17 protein-coding genes are annotated in these 16330 nt (G+C 70.3%); 3 read left to right on the top strand and 14 right to left on the bottom strand.

All coding sequences use genetic code 11. From position 1 onward, the window contains the following. Positions 1-45 precede the first annotated feature (45 nt). On the top strand, positions 46-1185 hold the full coding sequence (locus KIK09_RS45910) for a cystathionine gamma-synthase (protein WP_214325853.1): 1140 nt from the start codon (positions 46-48) through the stop codon (positions 1183-1185). Here KIK09_RS45910 and KIK09_RS45905 read toward each other — a convergent pair. After that, complete coding sequence (locus tag KIK09_RS45905; protein WP_214325852.1) at positions 1182-1613, bottom strand: DUF2269 family protein; 432 nt, start codon at positions 1611-1613, stop codon at positions 1182-1184. The genes KIK09_RS45910 and KIK09_RS45905 overlap by 4 nt on opposite strands. 10 nt (positions 1614-1623) lie before the next feature. Beyond that, a complete protein-coding gene (locus KIK09_RS59700; RefSeq protein ID WP_275956523.1) occupies positions 1624-1749 on the bottom strand; it encodes a hypothetical protein in 126 nt (41 codons plus the stop codon). A 130-nt stretch (positions 1750-1879) separates the two neighbouring features. Here KIK09_RS59700 and KIK09_RS45900 point away from each other — a divergent pair, with 130 nt between their 5' ends. Then, positions 1880-2311 carry a DUF6292 family protein gene (locus tag KIK09_RS45900; RefSeq protein WP_214325851.1) on the top strand — a complete coding sequence of 144 codons (432 nt, stop codon included), beginning with the start codon at positions 1880-1882 and terminating at the stop codon, positions 2309-2311. Here KIK09_RS45900 and KIK09_RS45895 read toward each other — a convergent pair. From KIK09_RS45895 to KIK09_RS45885, 3 genes are all read right to left on the bottom strand, one after another. Next, positions 2289-4244 carry a vWA domain-containing protein gene (locus KIK09_RS45895; RefSeq protein ID WP_214325850.1) on the bottom strand — a complete coding sequence of 652 codons (1956 nt, stop codon included), beginning with the start codon at positions 4242-4244 and terminating at the stop codon, positions 2289-2291. The two genes, KIK09_RS45900 and KIK09_RS45895, sit on opposite strands and share 23 nt — an antisense overlap. 27 nt (positions 4245-4271) lie before the next feature. Beyond that, positions 4272-4988, bottom strand: coding sequence for a hypothetical protein (locus KIK09_RS45890; protein WP_214325849.1), 717 nt, complete (start codon positions 4986-4988; stop codon positions 4272-4274). Positions 4989-5049: 61 nt separating this feature from the next. After that, positions 5050-6489 carry a sigma 54-interacting transcriptional regulator gene (locus tag KIK09_RS45885; RefSeq protein ID WP_214325848.1) on the bottom strand — a complete coding sequence of 480 codons (1440 nt, stop codon included), beginning with the start codon at positions 6487-6489 and terminating at the stop codon, positions 5050-5052. Between the two features lie 121 nt (positions 6490-6610). Here KIK09_RS45885 and KIK09_RS45880 point away from each other — a divergent pair, with 121 nt between their 5' ends. After that, positions 6611-7786 carry an FIST signal transduction protein gene (locus KIK09_RS45880; protein WP_214326050.1) on the top strand — a complete coding sequence of 392 codons (1176 nt, stop codon included), beginning with the start codon at positions 6611-6613 and terminating at the stop codon, positions 7784-7786. Positions 7787-7801: 15 nt separating this feature from the next. Here KIK09_RS45880 and KIK09_RS45875 read toward each other — a convergent pair whose 3' ends face one another. The 9 genes from KIK09_RS45875 to KIK09_RS45835 form a co-directional block, all read right to left on the bottom strand. Beyond that, entirely contained in the window at positions 7802-8131 is a 330-nt protein-coding gene (locus KIK09_RS45875) for a PadR family transcriptional regulator (protein WP_250574858.1), read from the bottom strand. 37 nt (positions 8132-8168) lie between these two features. Continuing rightward, positions 8169-9347: an ABC transporter permease gene (locus tag KIK09_RS45870; RefSeq protein WP_214325847.1), complete on the bottom strand. Its 1179-nt coding sequence runs from the start codon at positions 9345-9347 to the stop codon at positions 8169-8171. Beyond that, positions 9334-10002, bottom strand: a complete 669-nt coding sequence (locus KIK09_RS45865) for an ABC transporter ATP-binding protein (protein ID WP_214325846.1) — start codon at positions 10000-10002, stop codon at positions 9334-9336. Before KIK09_RS45865 ends, KIK09_RS45870 begins: the two co-directional genes overlap by 14 nt. Then, positions 9995-11713 carry a peptidoglycan-binding protein gene (locus KIK09_RS45860; RefSeq protein ID WP_214325845.1) on the bottom strand — a complete coding sequence of 573 codons (1719 nt, stop codon included), beginning with the start codon at positions 11711-11713 and terminating at the stop codon, positions 9995-9997. The genes KIK09_RS45865 and KIK09_RS45860 overlap by 8 nt, the downstream gene beginning before the upstream one ends. 4 nt (positions 11714-11717) lie before the next feature. After that, complete coding sequence (locus tag KIK09_RS45855) at positions 11718-12584, bottom strand: hypothetical protein (protein WP_214325844.1); 867 nt, start codon at positions 12582-12584, stop codon at positions 11718-11720. Positions 12585-12683: 99 nt separating this feature from the next. Then, complete coding sequence (locus KIK09_RS45850) at positions 12684-13574, bottom strand: hypothetical protein (RefSeq protein ID WP_214325843.1); 891 nt, start codon at positions 13572-13574, stop codon at positions 12684-12686. Between the two features lie 33 nt (positions 13575-13607). After that, the gene (locus tag KIK09_RS45845) at positions 13608-14492 is read right to left on the bottom strand and encodes a hypothetical protein (RefSeq protein ID WP_214325842.1); all 885 of its coding nucleotides are present in this window, start codon (positions 14490-14492) and stop codon (positions 13608-13610) included. Then, positions 14489-14818, bottom strand: a complete 330-nt coding sequence (locus tag KIK09_RS45840) for a PadR family transcriptional regulator (RefSeq protein WP_214325841.1) — start codon at positions 14816-14818, stop codon at positions 14489-14491. Before KIK09_RS45840 ends, KIK09_RS45845 begins: the two co-directional genes overlap by 4 nt. A 57-nt stretch (positions 14819-14875) precedes the next feature. Next, positions 14876-16303 (bottom strand): M1 family metallopeptidase, encoded by a 1428-nt coding sequence (locus tag KIK09_RS45835; RefSeq protein ID WP_308164702.1) that lies wholly within the window; start codon positions 16301-16303, stop codon positions 14876-14878. Positions 16304-16330 lie beyond the last annotated feature (27 nt).

The following is a 16330-nucleotide window of genomic DNA, read 5'->3' as shown; positions in this document are numbered from 1 at the left end:
CGGTTGGGGGACGGATCGCGGGCCGCTTCCGTTACCGTTGGCCCTATGAGCAACGGTTTCGAAACCCTGGCGATCCACGCAGGTCAAGAGCCTGACCCGCTGACCGGCGCGGTGGTGCCGCCCATCTACGCCACCTCCACCTACAAGCAGGACGGCGTGGGCGGCCTGCGTTCCGGCTACGAGTACAGCCGGTCGGCCAACCCGACGCGTACCGCGCTCGAGGAGGCGCTGGCCGCGGTCGAGGGCGGGGCGCGCGGGCTGGCGTTCGCCTCGGGACTCGCCGCCGAGGACACCCTGCTGCGGACAGTGTGCAAGCCGAATGACCACGTGATCATTCCCAATGACGCCTACGGCGGCACCTACCGGCTCTTCGCCAAGGTGAACAGCCGCTGGGACCTGCGCTTCGACCCGGTGCCGCTGGGCAGCCTGGCCGCCGTGGCCAACGCCATGACCCAGAAGACGAAGATCGTCTGGGTGGAGACGCCGACGAACCCGCTGCTCGGCATCGCCGACATCGCCGCGCTCGCCGAGCTGGCCCACGACAACGGGGCGCTGCTCGTGGTGGACAACACCTTCGCCTCGCCGTACCTGCAGCGGCCGCTCGAGCTGGGGGCCGACGTCGTCGTGCACTCCACCACCAAGTACATCGGCGGGCACTCCGACGTGGTCGGCGGCGCGCTGATCGCGGCCTCGCAGGAGCTGGGCGAGCAGCTCGCCTACCACCAGAACGCGATGGGCGCCGTGGCGGGGCCGTTCGACGCCTGGCTGACGCTGCGCGGGCTCAAGACGCTCGGCGTGCGGATGGACCGCCATAGCGACAACGCCGAGCGCATCGTCGACCTGCTGCTCGCGCACCCGCGCGTCACCCACGTGCTCTACCCGGGTCTGGCCGAGCACCAAGGCCACGAGGTGGCCGCCAAGCAGATGAAGCGCTTCGGCGGCATGGTGTCGTTCCGCGTGGCGGGCGGCGAGGAGGAGGCCGTCAAGGTCTGCAATTCCGCCAAGCTGTTCACGCTGGGCGAGTCGCTGGGCGGGGTCGAGTCCCTGATCGAGCACCCGGGCCGCATGACGCACGCCTCGGCGGCGGGCTCGCCCCTGGAGGTGCCCGCCGACCTGGTGCGCCTGTCGGTCGGCATCGAGACGGTCGACGACCTGCTCGCCGACCTCACCCAGGCGCTGGGCTAGCGCGGCACGATCATCAGGAAGAGGATCACCAGCCAGATCAGCGACACGATGCCGCTGAACGCGGCGATCCTGCCGTTCTGCACCTTCGCGTCGTCGTCCGGGCTCTCGCTGGACAGAGCCCGGACGGCGGTGCGCAGGTCGCGGTCGATGATGACGAGGAGCACCGCGGCCACGATGAACAGCGTCATCGAGGCCGTCATGTACCACTGGCCCAGGACGCCCTTGCCGAGGCTCAGCCCGAGCGCGACCCCGAAGACCAGCACCCCCAGCGAGCCCAGGCTGTAGGTCCTGGCCATGCGCTGCAGGTTCTGCAGCACGGCGACGTTCTTGTTCCTGATGGCGCGCGGCGCGGCCATGGTCACGGCGGTGAGCGGACCGATCGTGAAGATGGCGAATCCGATGTGGAGCCAAGTCAGCAGGGACGACATGCCCGAGAGACTAGTCCCCGGTGATCTCGCTGGGGGAGTCGACACTCTCTTTGCGCTCGCGAGAGCAGCGCATGATGAGTTCGGTGGCGACGATGGTCACCACCATGAGAACGACCAGGACGATCGCGGCAAGCATTGGGGCCCCCTCCTTCCCCGCCGTGGACGTAAATATCGTCCGTAATGACTAGACGCCCGGGCAACACAATTAGTTCAGGGCAGGTAAGGTGACGTGTCGCTGCAATCCACACACCGCGAGAGGTCCTGTCGTGGGCATCAGGCATGTCGAGCCCTACACCGACGAATGGTTGCGCCAGCCGGTCGGCTACGTGCGGCGCGTTGTCGATGTGCTGGGAACCGAGGTGACCGACTGGTGGGAGGGTCCCTGCGACCCGCGTGACGCCACCGTCAGACTCGGCGACGGCAGTGCGCTGGTGTGGGACGAGGAGAGCGGCTGGCGGCTCGGCCGCTTCGTTTCCGGCGAGCGCGGCGCGCACGCCGAACTGGCCGACGTGCGTTACCTGGGCCACGGGCTGGTGCCCAAACCGGAGCGGGTCTCCGAGGCCCTGTCCGACGCCCGCACCGGCGTGGGCGCGAGCAGCGCCTGGCGCCCCTGCTACCGCTCCCACCGCAACTGCCGCGACGGCTTCGACGTCGCGCTGGACTTCTACACCGGCTCTAGCGCGAGCGCCGGAGTCTGAGGAAGTCGCTCACCACGTACTCGCCCAGGCGGTCGGCGCTGGGGGAGAAGACCCGGCCTCCGTTACGGCGGGCCACCTCGTCCACGAACTCCTTGAGCCGCTCGTCCCCGGCCAGCATGAACACGTTGATCGTGGCGCGACGCCGGGTCATCTTGTCCACCTCGGCCAGCGTGAGCTCCAGCGTCTCCCGTGAGGGCGGCCACTCGAAGGCCGAGCGCCCGTTGCGCATCAGGTGCGCCGTCGGCTCGCCGTCGGTGACCACCAGCACCACCGGCTCGAAGTCCGGATGCCGGTCCAGGTGCCGCCCGGCGATCAGCAGCGCGTGGTGCAGGTTCGTGCCCTGGACCATGTCCCAGTCGAGCCCGGCCAGCTCGTCGGGCTGCAACACCCTGGCGTAGTTCGAGAACCCGATGATCTGCACCGCGTCCTGCGGGAACTTCGAGGCCACCAGCGCCTGCAGCGCCAGCGCCGTCTGCTTGGCCGCCGCCCACGTGCCGCGCAGCGCCATCGAGTACGACAGGTCCACCAGCAGGCACACCGCCGCCGCGCTGCGCCGCTCGGTCTCGGCCACCTCGAAGTCGTCCACCGACAGCTTCACGGCCGTGCCGGTGCGGACGCCGCCGTTGCGCACGCCGTTGACCAGCGTGCGGACCACGTCGATGGGCTGCTCGTCGCCGAAGCGCCACGGCCTGGACGATCCGGTCAACTCCCCGGCCGCGCCGGCGTCATGCTGGTCGTGGTCGCCACGGCGGCCCGCGTCCAGCGAGGAGAACACCCGCCGCAGCGCCGTCTCGCCGAGCCTGCGCACCGCCTTGGGCGTGAGCTCCAGCTTGCCGCGGCGGCGCAGCAGGTAGCCCTGCTCCTCCAGCTCCCGCTCGATCCGGCGCAGCGCCTCCAGATCGTCGACCGCCGAGCGGCCGAGCGCGCGCCTGACCGCGGCCTCGTCGATGTCGTCGAGCCGGGCGCCCGGATAGTCCTGACGCAGCGACGACTCCAGCTGGGTCAGGTCGGCCAGCTCCTCGAGCGCGGTGACGGCGTCGCCCATGCCCAGCGGCTCCTCGCCCGTCATCCGCTCCTGCCCGCCCCAGGACAGGTCGGGCCTGCGGGCGTACAGGGCCTCGCCCAGGCGGCGCATCTGGTCGGCCAGGCCCGCCTGCTCGAGCGTCTGGTTGATCAGGTTGCCGAGCTCCTCGCGCTGGCGCGGGGTCATCGAGGCCAGCATCCGCTGGGTGGCCGCGGCCCGGCGGGCCAGGATGTCGACCAGCTCCTCCAGGTTCCGCGGCTTCTCGGGGAAGAGATCTCCGTACTTCCCCATGAAGTCATCGAAGTCGGCCTGGGTGTGCTCGCCCCTGGCGTCCTTCTCCAGCATCTCGTTGAGGTCCGACATCATCTGCCGGACGCGCTCCATGGCCTCGGGGTCGGGGTTGGCCAGCGCTTCGCGCAGTCCCCTGAACTGGCTGTCGAGCACCTCGCGCCGCAGCAGGTCGCGCAGCTCCTCGAAGGTCTGCCTGGCCGCCTGCGAACGCCACTCGTAGGAGCTCAGCTCCTGGATCGCGCTCGCGGTGTCCTCGGGCAGCGCGTCGAGCTCGGACTCGCGCAGCCGCGCGTCGTCGGACGGGTCGGGGAACAGTTCGGCGCGCTCCTGGCCGATCGCCTTGTCCAGCAGGGCCCTGGCCCGCTCCAGGGTGCCGTCGAGGCGGCCACTCTCACGCAGCTCGCGGCGGCGCCGCCGTACCTCGCGCAGCATGTCGTCCAGGCCGCGCCGGTCCTGCGCGCCGGGCAGGCCGCGCTTGAGCAGGTCGCGCAGGGCGTGCACGGGCGTCGAGCCGGACAGGATCGCGTCGCCCATCTCGTCCAGGGCCGCCCGCACGTCGTACGGCGGGGCCAGGGGGTCGGGGCCGTCGTTGTACTCGCCATAGCGGTAGGCGCTCACCGTCCCACGCTAACCCGAGATGCCCGGCTATGCGTCGCCGAAGACCTCCCAGACGTTGAGCAGTTGGTTGCTGAGCGGGTCGTAGTCAACGCGGACGCGCACGGGGTTCGCCAGCGGCTTGAGCGCTCTGGTGAAGTCCTTGTCGGTACAGGCCTTGGTGCCCAGCCCGTGCTTGTCGGCGTGGACGGGCCTGCCGTGCAGCCACGGGTCGGTGCACCTGGACGTGACGCGGTTGAAGCCGAGCATCCAGGTGTAGCCGAGGCGGAGCCCGCCGAACTGGACCGTGTGGTCGTCGACGCGCTTGACGGTGCCGGTCGCGGACCTGGTCGAGGAGCCGTCGGGGAGGAACTCGTTGACCTTGACCGCCTTGCCGCCCTCGTAGGCGATCCGCACGGGCGCTGGGCCGAGCGACAGCACGAAGGCCAGGTCCTTGGGCGTGCAGCGGGTCTTGCCGAGGCCCTTGGCGTCGAGCGCCACCTTGCCCTCGGTCTCCTTCAGGTCGCAGGCCACGGTGACCCTGCGGAAATCGGCCGCGGAGTAGTCGAGCTTGAGCTCCTTGGCGCCGGGCAGCCGCTCGAGGCGGTAGCGCTTGCCGTGCGCCGTGGCGGTCAGGGGGGTGACGCGCAGGGTGGACGTGCCGTCCGCCCAGGCGTAGCCGTACACGACCGTGCCTGTGGCGGCGGTGGCGGGTGTGGCGACGGTACAGAGAGTCAGAGCAGTGGCGCAGGCCAGCAGTGGACGCATGGGCGGTCTCCCCCGAAAATGGTGATCTCCACCAGTCAGACGCGCGAGACCGCCCGGTTGTTCACGTGCGGTAGACCGACATCCCGTCAAGATCGTCCTTGGACAGGCGCCGCATCAGGTAAAGGCCTTCCAAGGCGAACTCCAGGGCCGCGGCGGCGTGCCCCGGCGACTCCTCGCCCGCGCCCATGCCCAGCCTGGACATGAGCTTCGACAGGCCGTTGACGGGCCCGATCCGCTGCAGCAGCTCGGTCGCGGCCACCAGCTCGCCCGACTCCACCTGGTTGCCCTCGGCGAACTTGTCGGTCAGTGGCGACAGGTCGGTGCCGCCCAGCCGGCTGCGGAACGTCTCCGCGGTGGCCCGGCGCAGCAGGTGGGCCAGGATCTCGGTCTCCCTGCCCTCCTCGCTGACCTCGAACTCGACCTTGCCGCGCAGGCTGTGCACGATGCTGGCCAGGTCGCAGACGCGGGCGACCGCGCGCTCCTCGCCGCTGATGGCCATCCTGCGCACCGCCGAGGCGGACGCGGTCTCCGCGGCCGCGATCGAGAACCTGGCCGACACGCCGGAGCGGGCGTCGACCGCGGTGGACTCGCGCACCAGCCGGGTGAAGCGGGCGATGACCTCGATCAGGTGCTCGGGGATGTCGGCCCCGATGTCCGGCATGGACTCCTGCCGGATGAGCGTCAGCTCGTCCTCGATCGTCAGCGGGTAGTGGGTGCGGATCTCGGCGCCGAAGCGGTCCTTCAGCGGCGTGATGATCCGGCCGCGGTTGGTGTAGTCCTCCGGGTTCGCGCTGGCGATGAGCAGGATGTCCAGGGGCAGCCGCAGGTTGTAGCCGCGGACCTGGATGTCGCGCTCCTCCAGCACGTTCAGCAGCGAGACCTGGATCCGCTCGGCCAGGTCGGGCAGCTCGTTGACGGAGAACACGCCGCGGTTGGTGCGCGGGACCAGGCCGTAGTGGACGGTCTCCGGGTCGCCGAGCGTGCGGCCCTCGGCGATCTTGATGGGGTCCACGTCGCCGATGAGGTCGCCGACCGAGGTGTCGGGCGTGGCCAGCTTCTCGCCGTACCGCTCGTCGCGGTGGCGCCAGGCCACGGGCAGCTCGTCGCCCAGCTCGCGGGACTTCCTGCGGCATGCCGTACAGACCGGGGCGAGCGGGTCGTCGTTGATCTCGCAGCCCTCGACGACCGGGGTCCACTCGTCGAGCAGCCCGGTGATCGTGCGGATCAGCCGGGTCTTGCCCTGGCCGCGCTCACCCAGCAGGACCAGGTCGTGCCCGGCCAGCAGGGCGCGTTCCAGATGGGGCAGGACGGACTCGTCGAAGCCCACGATGCCTGGAAACCGGGGTTCACCCGCCCGGAGCTTGGCCAGCAGGTTCTCGCGGACCTCTTGTTTCACGGTGCGATGAACGTAGCCGCTCTCTCGCAACTCGCGGAGATTTCGAGGTTGAGACACGGGATCGAGACTACGTCCCCCGCGGGAAATGTGGCAGAGGTTTCGCATCTGGCAGAGATTTCGGATCTTGACTATTGCGTGACGGTTCGTACGAGTGCTTGTTGCTCCAGTGGGGAGAATCGGGCCAAGGGAATTTGTCATATCAAGGGAGGCGAGACGCGTGGCACTGATGACGAGCCGCTTCGCCGATGGCCTCGCCGTGGATTCCGACCTGGTCGCGGCGGCCGAGAGCGCCGTCGGTCAGGCGCTGTCGAGGTTGAGCGGAAGCGCCGACCTGGTCTGTTTTTTCATCTGCGGTGACGATCCCGATGCCGTCGCCAGGGCAGGGCAGCGCGCGATGGCGCTGGCGCCGGGCGCCAACGTGATCGGCTGCAGCGCCACGGGCGTGATCGGCGACGGGCAGGGCGTCGAGCTGACCCCCGCGGTCAGCGCGTGGGCGGCGACCCTGGAGGGCGCCAGGATCACCACGTTCGCCCTGGACACCTTGACGGCCGAGGACAGGTTCGTGGTGGTGGGGCTGCCGGAGCGCGGCTCGGACGATCACGTGGCGATCCTGCTGGCCGACCCGTACTCCTTCCCGACCGACGCCTTCGTCGAGCGTTCCGCGGACGTGCTCGGCGACCTGCCGATCATCGGCGGCCTGGCCAACGGGCTGCAGGGACGCGGCTCCGTGAGGTTGTTCGCCGACGGCGAGGTCTACACCGAGGGCGCGATCGGCGTGCTGCTGAGCGGCTCCGTGAACGTCTCCACCGTGGTCAGCCAGGGCTGCAGGCCCATCGGGCCGACCATGGTCGTCACGCGTGCCGAGGACAATTTGCTGCTCGAGCTGGCCGGTCAGCCCGCCCTGGCCCGCCTGGAGGACATCGTCACCGACCTGGACGAGGACGACCGCGAGCTGGTCGCCTCCGGGCTGCAGATCGGCCTGGCCATGGACGAGTACGCCGAGCGCCACGAGCGCGGCGACTTCCTGATCAGGGGTGTGATCGGCATCGACCCCGAGCGCGAGGCGGTGGCCATCGGCGACGTGGTCGACGTCGGCAGGACGGTCCGCTTCCAGGTGCGCGACGCCGCCACCGCCGACGAGGACCTGTACGACCTGCTCGACGCCCACCGCGAGCGGCTCGGCCGGGTGGACGGCGCGCTGCTGTTCTCCTGCAACGGGCGCGGCTCGGCCATGTTCGGCTCGGCCGACCACGACCCGATCGCGGTGCGCGACACGCTCGGTCCCATCGGCGTCGCGGGCTTCTTCGCCGCCGGCGAGGTGGGCCCGGTCGGCGGGCAGAACCACGTGCACGGCTTCACCGCCTCCGTCCTGGTCTTCTCCGGTACGGCAGGCGGCCGCTGACCCTGGCCGCGTTGGTCAGGTGGCGCGCAGCGTGCGCCGGGTGACCACCGAGGCGGCCTGGTGCATGCGCCGGGCCTCGGCGTGGACCATGGTCCTGCCCGTGTCGGTGATCCGGAAGTAGCGCCGCCTGCGGCCCTTGACGACCTCTTCCTTCTCCACCTCGATGACGCCGTTGGCGGCCAGCCGGTCGAGCGCGCCGTACAGGGTGCCGACGGGCAGCGTGATCCGGCCCTCGGTCAGGTCGACGACGCGCTTGAGTATGGCGTGACCGTGCAGCGGCCCGTCGAGCAGCGCGGCCAGCACGAAGTAGGCCTGCTCGCTCAGCCCCGGCGCTCCCTTCGGCATGCCCGCCAAGATACTTCGCCGCGCGAAGTGAAACAACTCATCTCAGCGCCTCGACAGGCTCCATCCGGGCGGCCCGCAGCGCCGGGTAGAGCCCGGCCAGCAGGCCGACGACGGCGCCCGCGACGGGTGCCGCGACCGCCAGCCGTACGTCGAGCAGGGGTGTCCACTGCTTGGCCGCGGAGATGGCGACGATGGCGACCACGCCCAGGCCGGCCCCGATCACGCCGCCGGTCAGCCCGATCAGCGTGGACTCCAGCAGGAACTGGGCGGCGATGTGGCGGCGGGCGGCGCCCAGGGCGCGGCGCAGGCCGATCTCCGGCACCCGTTCCATGACGGTGACCAGGGTGACGTTGGCGATGCCGACCGCGCCGACCACCAGCGAGACCAGGCCGAGGATCAGGAACAGGGCGTTGGCGTCGTCCTGCGCCTTGTCGCGGGCCTTGGTCGGGCTGGGCGGGGCGACCACCTGCAGCATGTCGGCGTTGCCGGGGGAGAGGGCCGTCGGGGCCTGCCTGGCGATCAGGCCGGCGGCGCCGAGGCTGGTGTTGATCAGGACGCGGGTCACGTTCCGCAGCCCGAACCGCCTGCCGATGGTGGGCGGCACCAGCACCGCGGTGCTCAGGCTCCGCTCGCGGCGCAGATCGCCGAGGATGCCGATGACGGTGTAGGCGTGCTCGCCGATGAAGATCGCGGGAGCCTGGTCCAGGCGGGTGATGCCGAGCATCCTGGCCGCCTGGTCGCCGATGACCGCGACCTTGTCGCCGCGCCTGACGTGGCCGAGGTCGAAGAACCTGCCCTGCACCATCCGGCCGCGGGCCGCCTCGGGCAGGCCGAGCGTGGCGGACATCACGGTCAGGGTCTGCTGGGTGACCCTGGTCGGGTCGACGATGGCGTTGGCCCGGACGGAGAGGTTGGCGCCGTCCTTGGACTCGGCGACCGCGGCGGCCGAGACGACGCCGCGCAGCCTGGTGACGCGGTCGAGCGCGTCCCAGGTCACGAGCGGCGCCGCCTCGGACTCCGGGACCTCCACCGTGATGGCCGTGGCGACCAGCTCGTCGAAGCGGCCGACGATCTGGTTGCCCGCGGTGGCGGCCACGCCCAGGGTGACGACCAGCGTGGTGATGCCGAGCACCGTGCCGAGCGTGGTGAGCGCGGAGCGCAGGGGCCGGGCCAGCATCCCCGCCATGGCCTCGGCGCCCAGGTCACGGATGTTCACTGAGCACCCCGTCGGTGATGCTGACCCGGCGCTGGGCCCGCTCGCTGACCTCCCGCTCGTGGGTGATCACCACGATCGTCAGGCCCTGCGCGCGCAGCTCGTCGAACAGGTCGAGGACCGCGCCGGTGTTGCGGCTGTCGAGGTTGCCCGTGGGCTCGTCGCACAGCAACAGCGAGGGCCGGCCCATCAGCGCCCTGGCGATGGCCGCGCGCTGGCGCTCGCCGCCGGACAGGCGGTCGGGCAGGAAGCCGACCCGGTGGCTGAGCCCGACCCGGTCCAGCGAGCTCAGCGCGCGCTCGCGCCTGCCCTTGCGCGCCTGCCTGCCGTAGATCTCGGCGAGCATCACGTTCTCCACCACGGTGCGGTGGGCGAGCAGGTGGAAGGACTGGAAGACGAAGCCGATGCGCTCGCCGCGCAGCCTGGTCCTGGCCGCGTCACGCAGTCCCGTCGTCTCGGTGCCGTCGAGCAGGTAGCGGCCCGAGGTGGGCCGGTCCAGCAGGCCGAGCACGTTGAGCAGGGTCGACTTGCCCGAGCCCGAGGGGCCGACGACGGCCAGGTAGTCGCCGCGCCGCACCTCGAGCGACACCTCGGCCAGCGCCCGCACGGAGGGGAACCGCTTGCCGACGCGGTCGAGCACGATGACCGGCTCAGACACCGCTGATCACCACCCTGTCGCCTTCCTTGAGATCGCCGCTGACCGCGACGGCTCCGTCGGCGGTCAGCCCGGTGCGCACCTCGACCTGCCTGGTGCGGTCGGGGGCGTACTCCACCTGCACCCGGGCCTTGCCGTCGGCCGCGGTGATCACCGCGGCGACCGGCACCACCAGGACGGCCGCGTCGGTCGCGCCGACGGTCACCTTGGCCGTGACCGTGCCGCCGGCCAGCCCCTTGAGGCCCTTCATCGACTTCGGGGTGATCAGCACCGGCTGCGCGCCGTTCTCCCCCGCCTTCTCGCCGGGGACCTTGGCCTTCTCCCCGACCGCCGTGAGCGTGGCCGGGTAGGTCTTGCCCGAGTCGAGCTCGATGTCGACTTCCATGCCCGCGCGCAGCAGGCCGGCCTCGGTGGGATCGACCGCGCCCGTGACCATGAACGACGAGCTGGTCACCGTGGCCACGTCGTCCTCGACGGCCTGGCCCGCCTTCACCTTCGTCTTCTGCACCCGGGCGGGCAGCTTCGGCAGGAAGACGATCTCGCCCGGCGGGATGGAGGTGCCGTAGGTCCTGGCGAACTCCGCCAGCATCGCCTTGGCCGCGTCCACGTCCTTGGCCGCGTCGGCCACCTTGAGCCTCGTGGGGGACAGCCGGCGGGCCTGGCGCAGGGCCTGCTGGGCGGTGACCAGGACGTCCCGCGCGTCGCGTACGGCCTTGCGGAGGTCCACCAGCCGCTTGTCGCGTGCCTGACTGGCCTCCTCCATGATCCGGTCGTAGGACTCGTGCGCCGCGTCCAGCTCCGCCTGCGCGTTGGCCACCTTCATCTCCAGCAGCCGCGTGTCCGGGGTGGCCGACGGGGTTGCCGAGGGAGCGGGAGTGGGCTGGTTCCTGGCCTGGTCGAGCGCCTGCCGAGCCTCGACGAGGTTCTCCTCGGCCGTGCGGACGGCCGAATCCGCCGCCGCGAGCTTGCCCTCGTCCTCGGGGGTGAGCCGCTGGGCCTCGGCCTGCTTCAGCGCGCGCTCGGCCGCCTTCGCGTCGGCCTTGGCGTTGTCCAGCTTGACCTTGAGCGGCAGCACGTCGCGGCCCTGGTCGAGGGCCTGCTGCTCGGTGGCCTGGGTCTCCTTGGCGGTCTGTACGGCCTTGCGGAGCGTGTCGTAGGCCTGCTTGTCAGCCAGCGTGGGCTGCTGGGCCTCGTAGCCGTCCTTGGCGTACAGCCTGGTCATGGCCGCCACGGTGGCCGGGTCGAACACGCCGGACTTGGGACCGCCGAAGCCCAGCCTGCGCAGGGCCCGCTGGAGCTGCCTGACGTCGTCGCCCTTGGTGCCCGGGGTGATCGTGCGGTGCATCGGGACCGTGCCGCGCAGCGCGTACACCGGCCGCCCGTTGACCTCCATCAGCACGCCGCCCTCCCTGATCGTGCCCACCCGGGGCGCCCGGGTGGCCCGCTGGAGCTCGGCGGCCCCCCCGGTCACGCCCCCGACCACCCCGGCGAGCGTGATCGGCAGCGGCGAGCCGTACTCCAGCGTGCCGCTGACCGCGACGCTGCTGACCAGCTTGCGCCGCTCGACCGCCGCCGTGACGAGCGAGGCCTTGGGAGGCGTACGGCGGGCCGCCTCGTCGGCCGGGGAGCGCAGGCGGCTGCCCAGCGCCCACCCCGTCGACGCGACGAGCAACACCGCCCCCATGACAATGAGCAGGATCCTGTTGCGGGACATCGGCTCAGTCCCCGCTCCCGCCGAACTCCAACTCGACCTCGCTCGCGATCTGCGCCGCCCGGGGCGAGTAGGCCGCGTAGAAGTCCCTGCCGCACTCCAGGTCGTCAAGCGCGGCCTTGATCTCCTGGTTCAGGTATCGCCGCGCGTCGGCCTGGGAGAGCTTGGGCTCGTAGTAGGAGCCTGGGCGGTCGGGATCGGCCATGCCCTGCTTCTTGGCGATGCTCTGCTTGATCGCCTCGAAGGCGTCAGGGCCGCGGGAGTCGATGTCGGTCGGCCTGAGCGAATCGACCTGGTAGCCCTTGCCCTTGACGCACTCGCCCATGGCCGCGGCCAGCTCCACCAGCTTGGGATCGCCGTTGAGCTCCCGCTCGGTCGCCTGCTTGATCATCTTCGTCTCCTGCTCCGCCCGGTCGGCGTCGTCCTTGACGACCTTGCCGGTGACCTGCTTGACCGCCGAGGACTTGCACGTCACCTCGGCCTTGTCGTAGGCGGTGCGCTGGGAGTTGGACAGCTGCTCCTTGATGGCGCTGTTGGGGTTGTCAGAGCCCTTCCACAGCACCCTGTCCTCCATCAGGGAGCGATCGGCCAGCATGACGAAGACGTCGAAGCCGGTCTTGGCGCGCTGCTTGCGCATGGCCTCATAGTCGCCGGTGGCGGCCTTGTCCAGTTCGGAGAGGTTCTTCTGCTGCGGCACCCAGGCGACGTACCTGAACCCCTGCTGCTTCATGCAGTCGGCGACGAGCGCCTGGATCCGCTGCGGGTTGCTCGAGGTGGCCGTGGGCGCGGGCTGCGCGGCGGGCGCCGCCGACCCGCAGCCCGCGGCCAGGGCGAGGCAGAGCACGACCGAAGCCGGCATTGATCTTCTCGGCATGGCCAGCGACCATACTCCGTTCAACGAAGTATGGTCAATCGTTGCCGGCACGCCCACCCGGATGAGCAGCAGTTTCCTGCGCGAGGATCCCATCGGTCACTACAAGCCGAACTCGGCGTTGGCCTGGCGGTTGATCTCGTTCTCCCGCGGTGTGATGACCGGGTAGAAGTCCTTGCCGCACTCCAGGTCGTCCAGGGCCGCCTTGACCTCCTTGGCGAGGTACGGCTTGGCCTCCTCGGGAGTCATCGTGGGCATGTAGATCATGGGTATGTCGTCGTCGTCCTTCGGCGGGGGCGCGACCTTGGGTACGTCGTCCCGCTGGGCGCGGCCGAGCCTGTCCTGCTCTGCCGTGAACTCGTCCATGCCGCGGCTGGACATCGCCGACGGGGTGGTCTTCCCGATCGCGTATCCCTTGCCCTTCAGGCAGTCGGCCATCGCCGAGGCCAGCTCGACGAGCTTGGGGTCGGAGTCGATGCGGCTGGTGGTCAACGCCTTGGTGGCCTTGTTCACCTGGATGAAGTAGTCGGTCGCCGACCGCAGGGTCTTGCCGAGCACCTTCTTGGCCGACTTCACGTAGCACGCGTCCAGCGCCTTGCGGTAGGCGGCCAGCTGAGGCTTGGAGAGGTCGTTCTGGACCTTCATGTTGGGGTTGATGACCGGGTCGTCGGGCTTGACCTCCGGATTCCCGAATTCCTTCGGGTACACCAGTTGCGCGAACACCCCGAATCCGTACTTCCGGCGGTAGTCCTGCATCGACTGATAGTCGCCGTTGTCGCGCTTGACCTCGTCCGCGCTCTTCTTCTTCTCGGGCGGTACGAAGGCGACGTAGGTGAAGCCCTTCTGCTTCATGCAGTCCGCCTTGGCCGCCTCGAGCAGCTGCCGCTTGTCCGTCACCGCTCCCGTAGGTGACGGCTGCGCGCTCTGGGGGGCACCCGCGCAGCCGGTCAGCATGACGACCGCGACCACGGCCACAAAGGATCTTTTGGGCATGGCGAGGACCATACTCCGTTCAACAGAGTATGGTCAATCGGGATGGCGACGCCAGTAAGGCGCGAAGCAGGCCGCCGCGGTGAGCACTCCGAGCAGACCCCAGTAGGCCAGGTGCTGCCTGGTCAGGCCGAGGTCGATGGCGTCCCCGGCCAGCTCTCCCGACACCGCCGCCAGATAGGCCACCGACGCGATCGCCCAGCGTGGATCGCGAGCGAGATACCCGCCGGCGACCGCCACAGTCAGCGCCGCGAACTCCACCGCCATCCGGCTCAGGCTGATCGAGAACAGCGCGTCGTCGGCCATCCACCGCGGGCCCGCCCACGCGGCCACGGGGACCGCCGCCCACCACCACCAGGACCGCGCGCGGACCTGCCCCGGCCTGGTGGCCAGTACCAGCAGCCCGACCAGCACGAGCGCGTAGAGAGCGGCGACCACGAGCGGGCCGTCGTGGGAGAACAGCGGCCGGTCGGCGAGCAGGCTCGGATACACGGGGATCAGGGTCACGTCGAGCACCCGCCAACCACCGGCGATCGCCACCGCCTTGACGCCGACGGCCAGGGTGAGCGGTAACGCCGCCAGGATCCAGCCACGCAGGATCGCCAGCAGCGCCAGCGCCGACATCGCGACCCACCACGGGATCGACCCCAGGTAGGGCAGCACGGCCGCCAGGTTGGCGGCGGCCAGCGCGGCGATCCCCAGATGCAGGCCGCCCGTCCACGGGCTGCCCGTCGCCTGGTGGATGAGGCGGGAGCGCAGGCCGCCCGTGAGGAGCCCCAGCACCTCCCTGCCCTCGGGGACCCTCCTGTCCGGCTCCGCCGACTCCAGCAGCACGTCGAGGAGCTCGTCGCCGTGGGCGCGGCGGTACGCGCGCGGATAGGCGAGCAGGAGGCGCCGGTAGCGACGCTCCAGAACGGTCACGCAGAGGCCTCGGCCGTCCGCAGGACCAGGGCCGCCGCCTCCCGCATGCGCCTGGCCTCGGCCGTCACCAGGGCCTGGCCCTCGTCGGTGATCCTGAAGTAGCGCCGGGCGCGGCCGTTGACCGTCTCCTCGCGGTCAACGGCGATCACGCCGCGCTCGTGCAGGCGCTCCAGGATCCCGTAGAGGGTGCCCACCGAGGGTTTGACCCGGCCGCCGGACAGCTCCTGGATGGACTTGCTGATCGCGTGGCCGTGCAACGGGCCGCCGAGCAGGGCGGTGAGCACGAAGTACATCGGCTCGCTGACTTCAGATGTTCCCCTGGGCATGGGGACAACGTTATTCCGTTCAACGGAGCATCGGCAACGCCCTCGGCGGCCCGGAGGCTAGGTCAGCGGCGCGGGCTTCTTCGGCTGGAAGAGCCAGGCGTTGAAGAGCGAGCCGAGATCCTTGCCCGACAGCTTCTCCGCCAGCGCGATGAACTGGGCGGTCGTGGCGTTGCCGTAGCGGTGCTCGGCCGCCCACTCCTTCAGCAGCTTGAAGAACGTCGCGTCGCCGATCGTCTTGCGCAGCACGTGCAGCGTCATCCCGCCGCGCGTGTAGACCGACTCGTTGAACAGGTCACGAGGCTGGGCGCGCCCGGGCGGGTACTTCCACATCGCATCGCTGGAGGGCCGCTCGTAGTAGCCCTTGAACAGGGCGTCGGCGGTGTTGGTGCCCTTGTGCTCGGCCCACAGCCACTCGGCGTAGGTGGCGAAGCCCTCGTTGAGCCAGAGGTCCTTCCACCGCTGGATGCTCACGCTGTCGCCGTACCACTCGTGCGCCAGCTCGTGCGCGATGATCGACTCGTCGGGGTCGAAGCCGCCGTAGATGGGCTTGGTCTGGTTCTCCAGGGCGTATCCGGCGTTGAAGTCGTCGACGATGCCGCCGGTGGAGGAGAACGGGTAGGGGCCGAAGACCTTGCCGAAGTAGTCGGTCACCGCGGCGGAGGTCGTGTAGAGCCTGGACAGCGACTTCTTGAACTTCGGGTCCACCGCCGCGAGCACCGGGATGCCGCCCGGCGTCCTGCCCTGGCGCACGGAGAACTTGCCCATCGTGGCGGTGGCCAGGTAGGTCACCATCGGGTGCTTCTCGCGCCAGTAGAAGGTGGTCTTGTCGCCCTCGGTGGCGGGCTGCCTGGGCATCTCGCCGTTGGCCAGCGCGGTCACGCCCTTCGGCACCGTGATCTCGAAGTCGAAGGTGGCCTTGTCGGCCGGGTGGTCGTTGGAGGGGAACCAGGTCTTGGCGCCGTCGGGCTGGCAGGCGACGAACGCGCCGTCGTCGGTCGGGACGAAGCCGAACAGGCCCAGGTTCTTCGGATCGTTGATGGGCTTGGGCACACCGGAGTAGGAGACCTGGATGGTGAAGCGGGCGCCGTCGGCCAGCGGAGCGGCGGGCCGGACGGTCAGTTCGGAACCACTGCGCGAGTAGGTGGCTTCCTTGCCGTCGACCGAGATCCCGCCGACCTCGAGCCCGGACAGGTCCAGGTTGAACGCGTCGAGCCGCTGGGTGGCCCTGGCGTAGATGGAGGCCACGCCGGTCAGGTGCTTGCTCTCCGGCTCATACTCGATCTTGAGGCCGTAGTGGGCGACGTCGTAGCCGCCGTTGCCGTCGTCGGGGAAGTCCTTGTCACCGATGCCCGGTGCCCCCACGTCCTTGCGGTGCGGTGCCTCCACCGCCGCCCCGCCCGAGGCGGTCGCCCCGGTGGACGGAGAGCAGGCGAGCACGCTTACGAGCGCGACCGCCATCGTGGCCACATGCCGGTTCGACCCCACCGATTCCCCCTTCGGATACGTGGCCAG

The sequence above is a fragment of the Nonomuraea sediminis genome (assembly GCF_018531495.1).
Classification (GTDB): Bacteria; Actinomycetota; Actinomycetes; order Streptosporangiales; family Streptosporangiaceae; genus Nonomuraea; species Nonomuraea sediminis.
The sequence above is the reverse complement of the archived record's forward strand: the minus strand, read 5'-3'. Positions and strand labels throughout refer to the sequence as shown.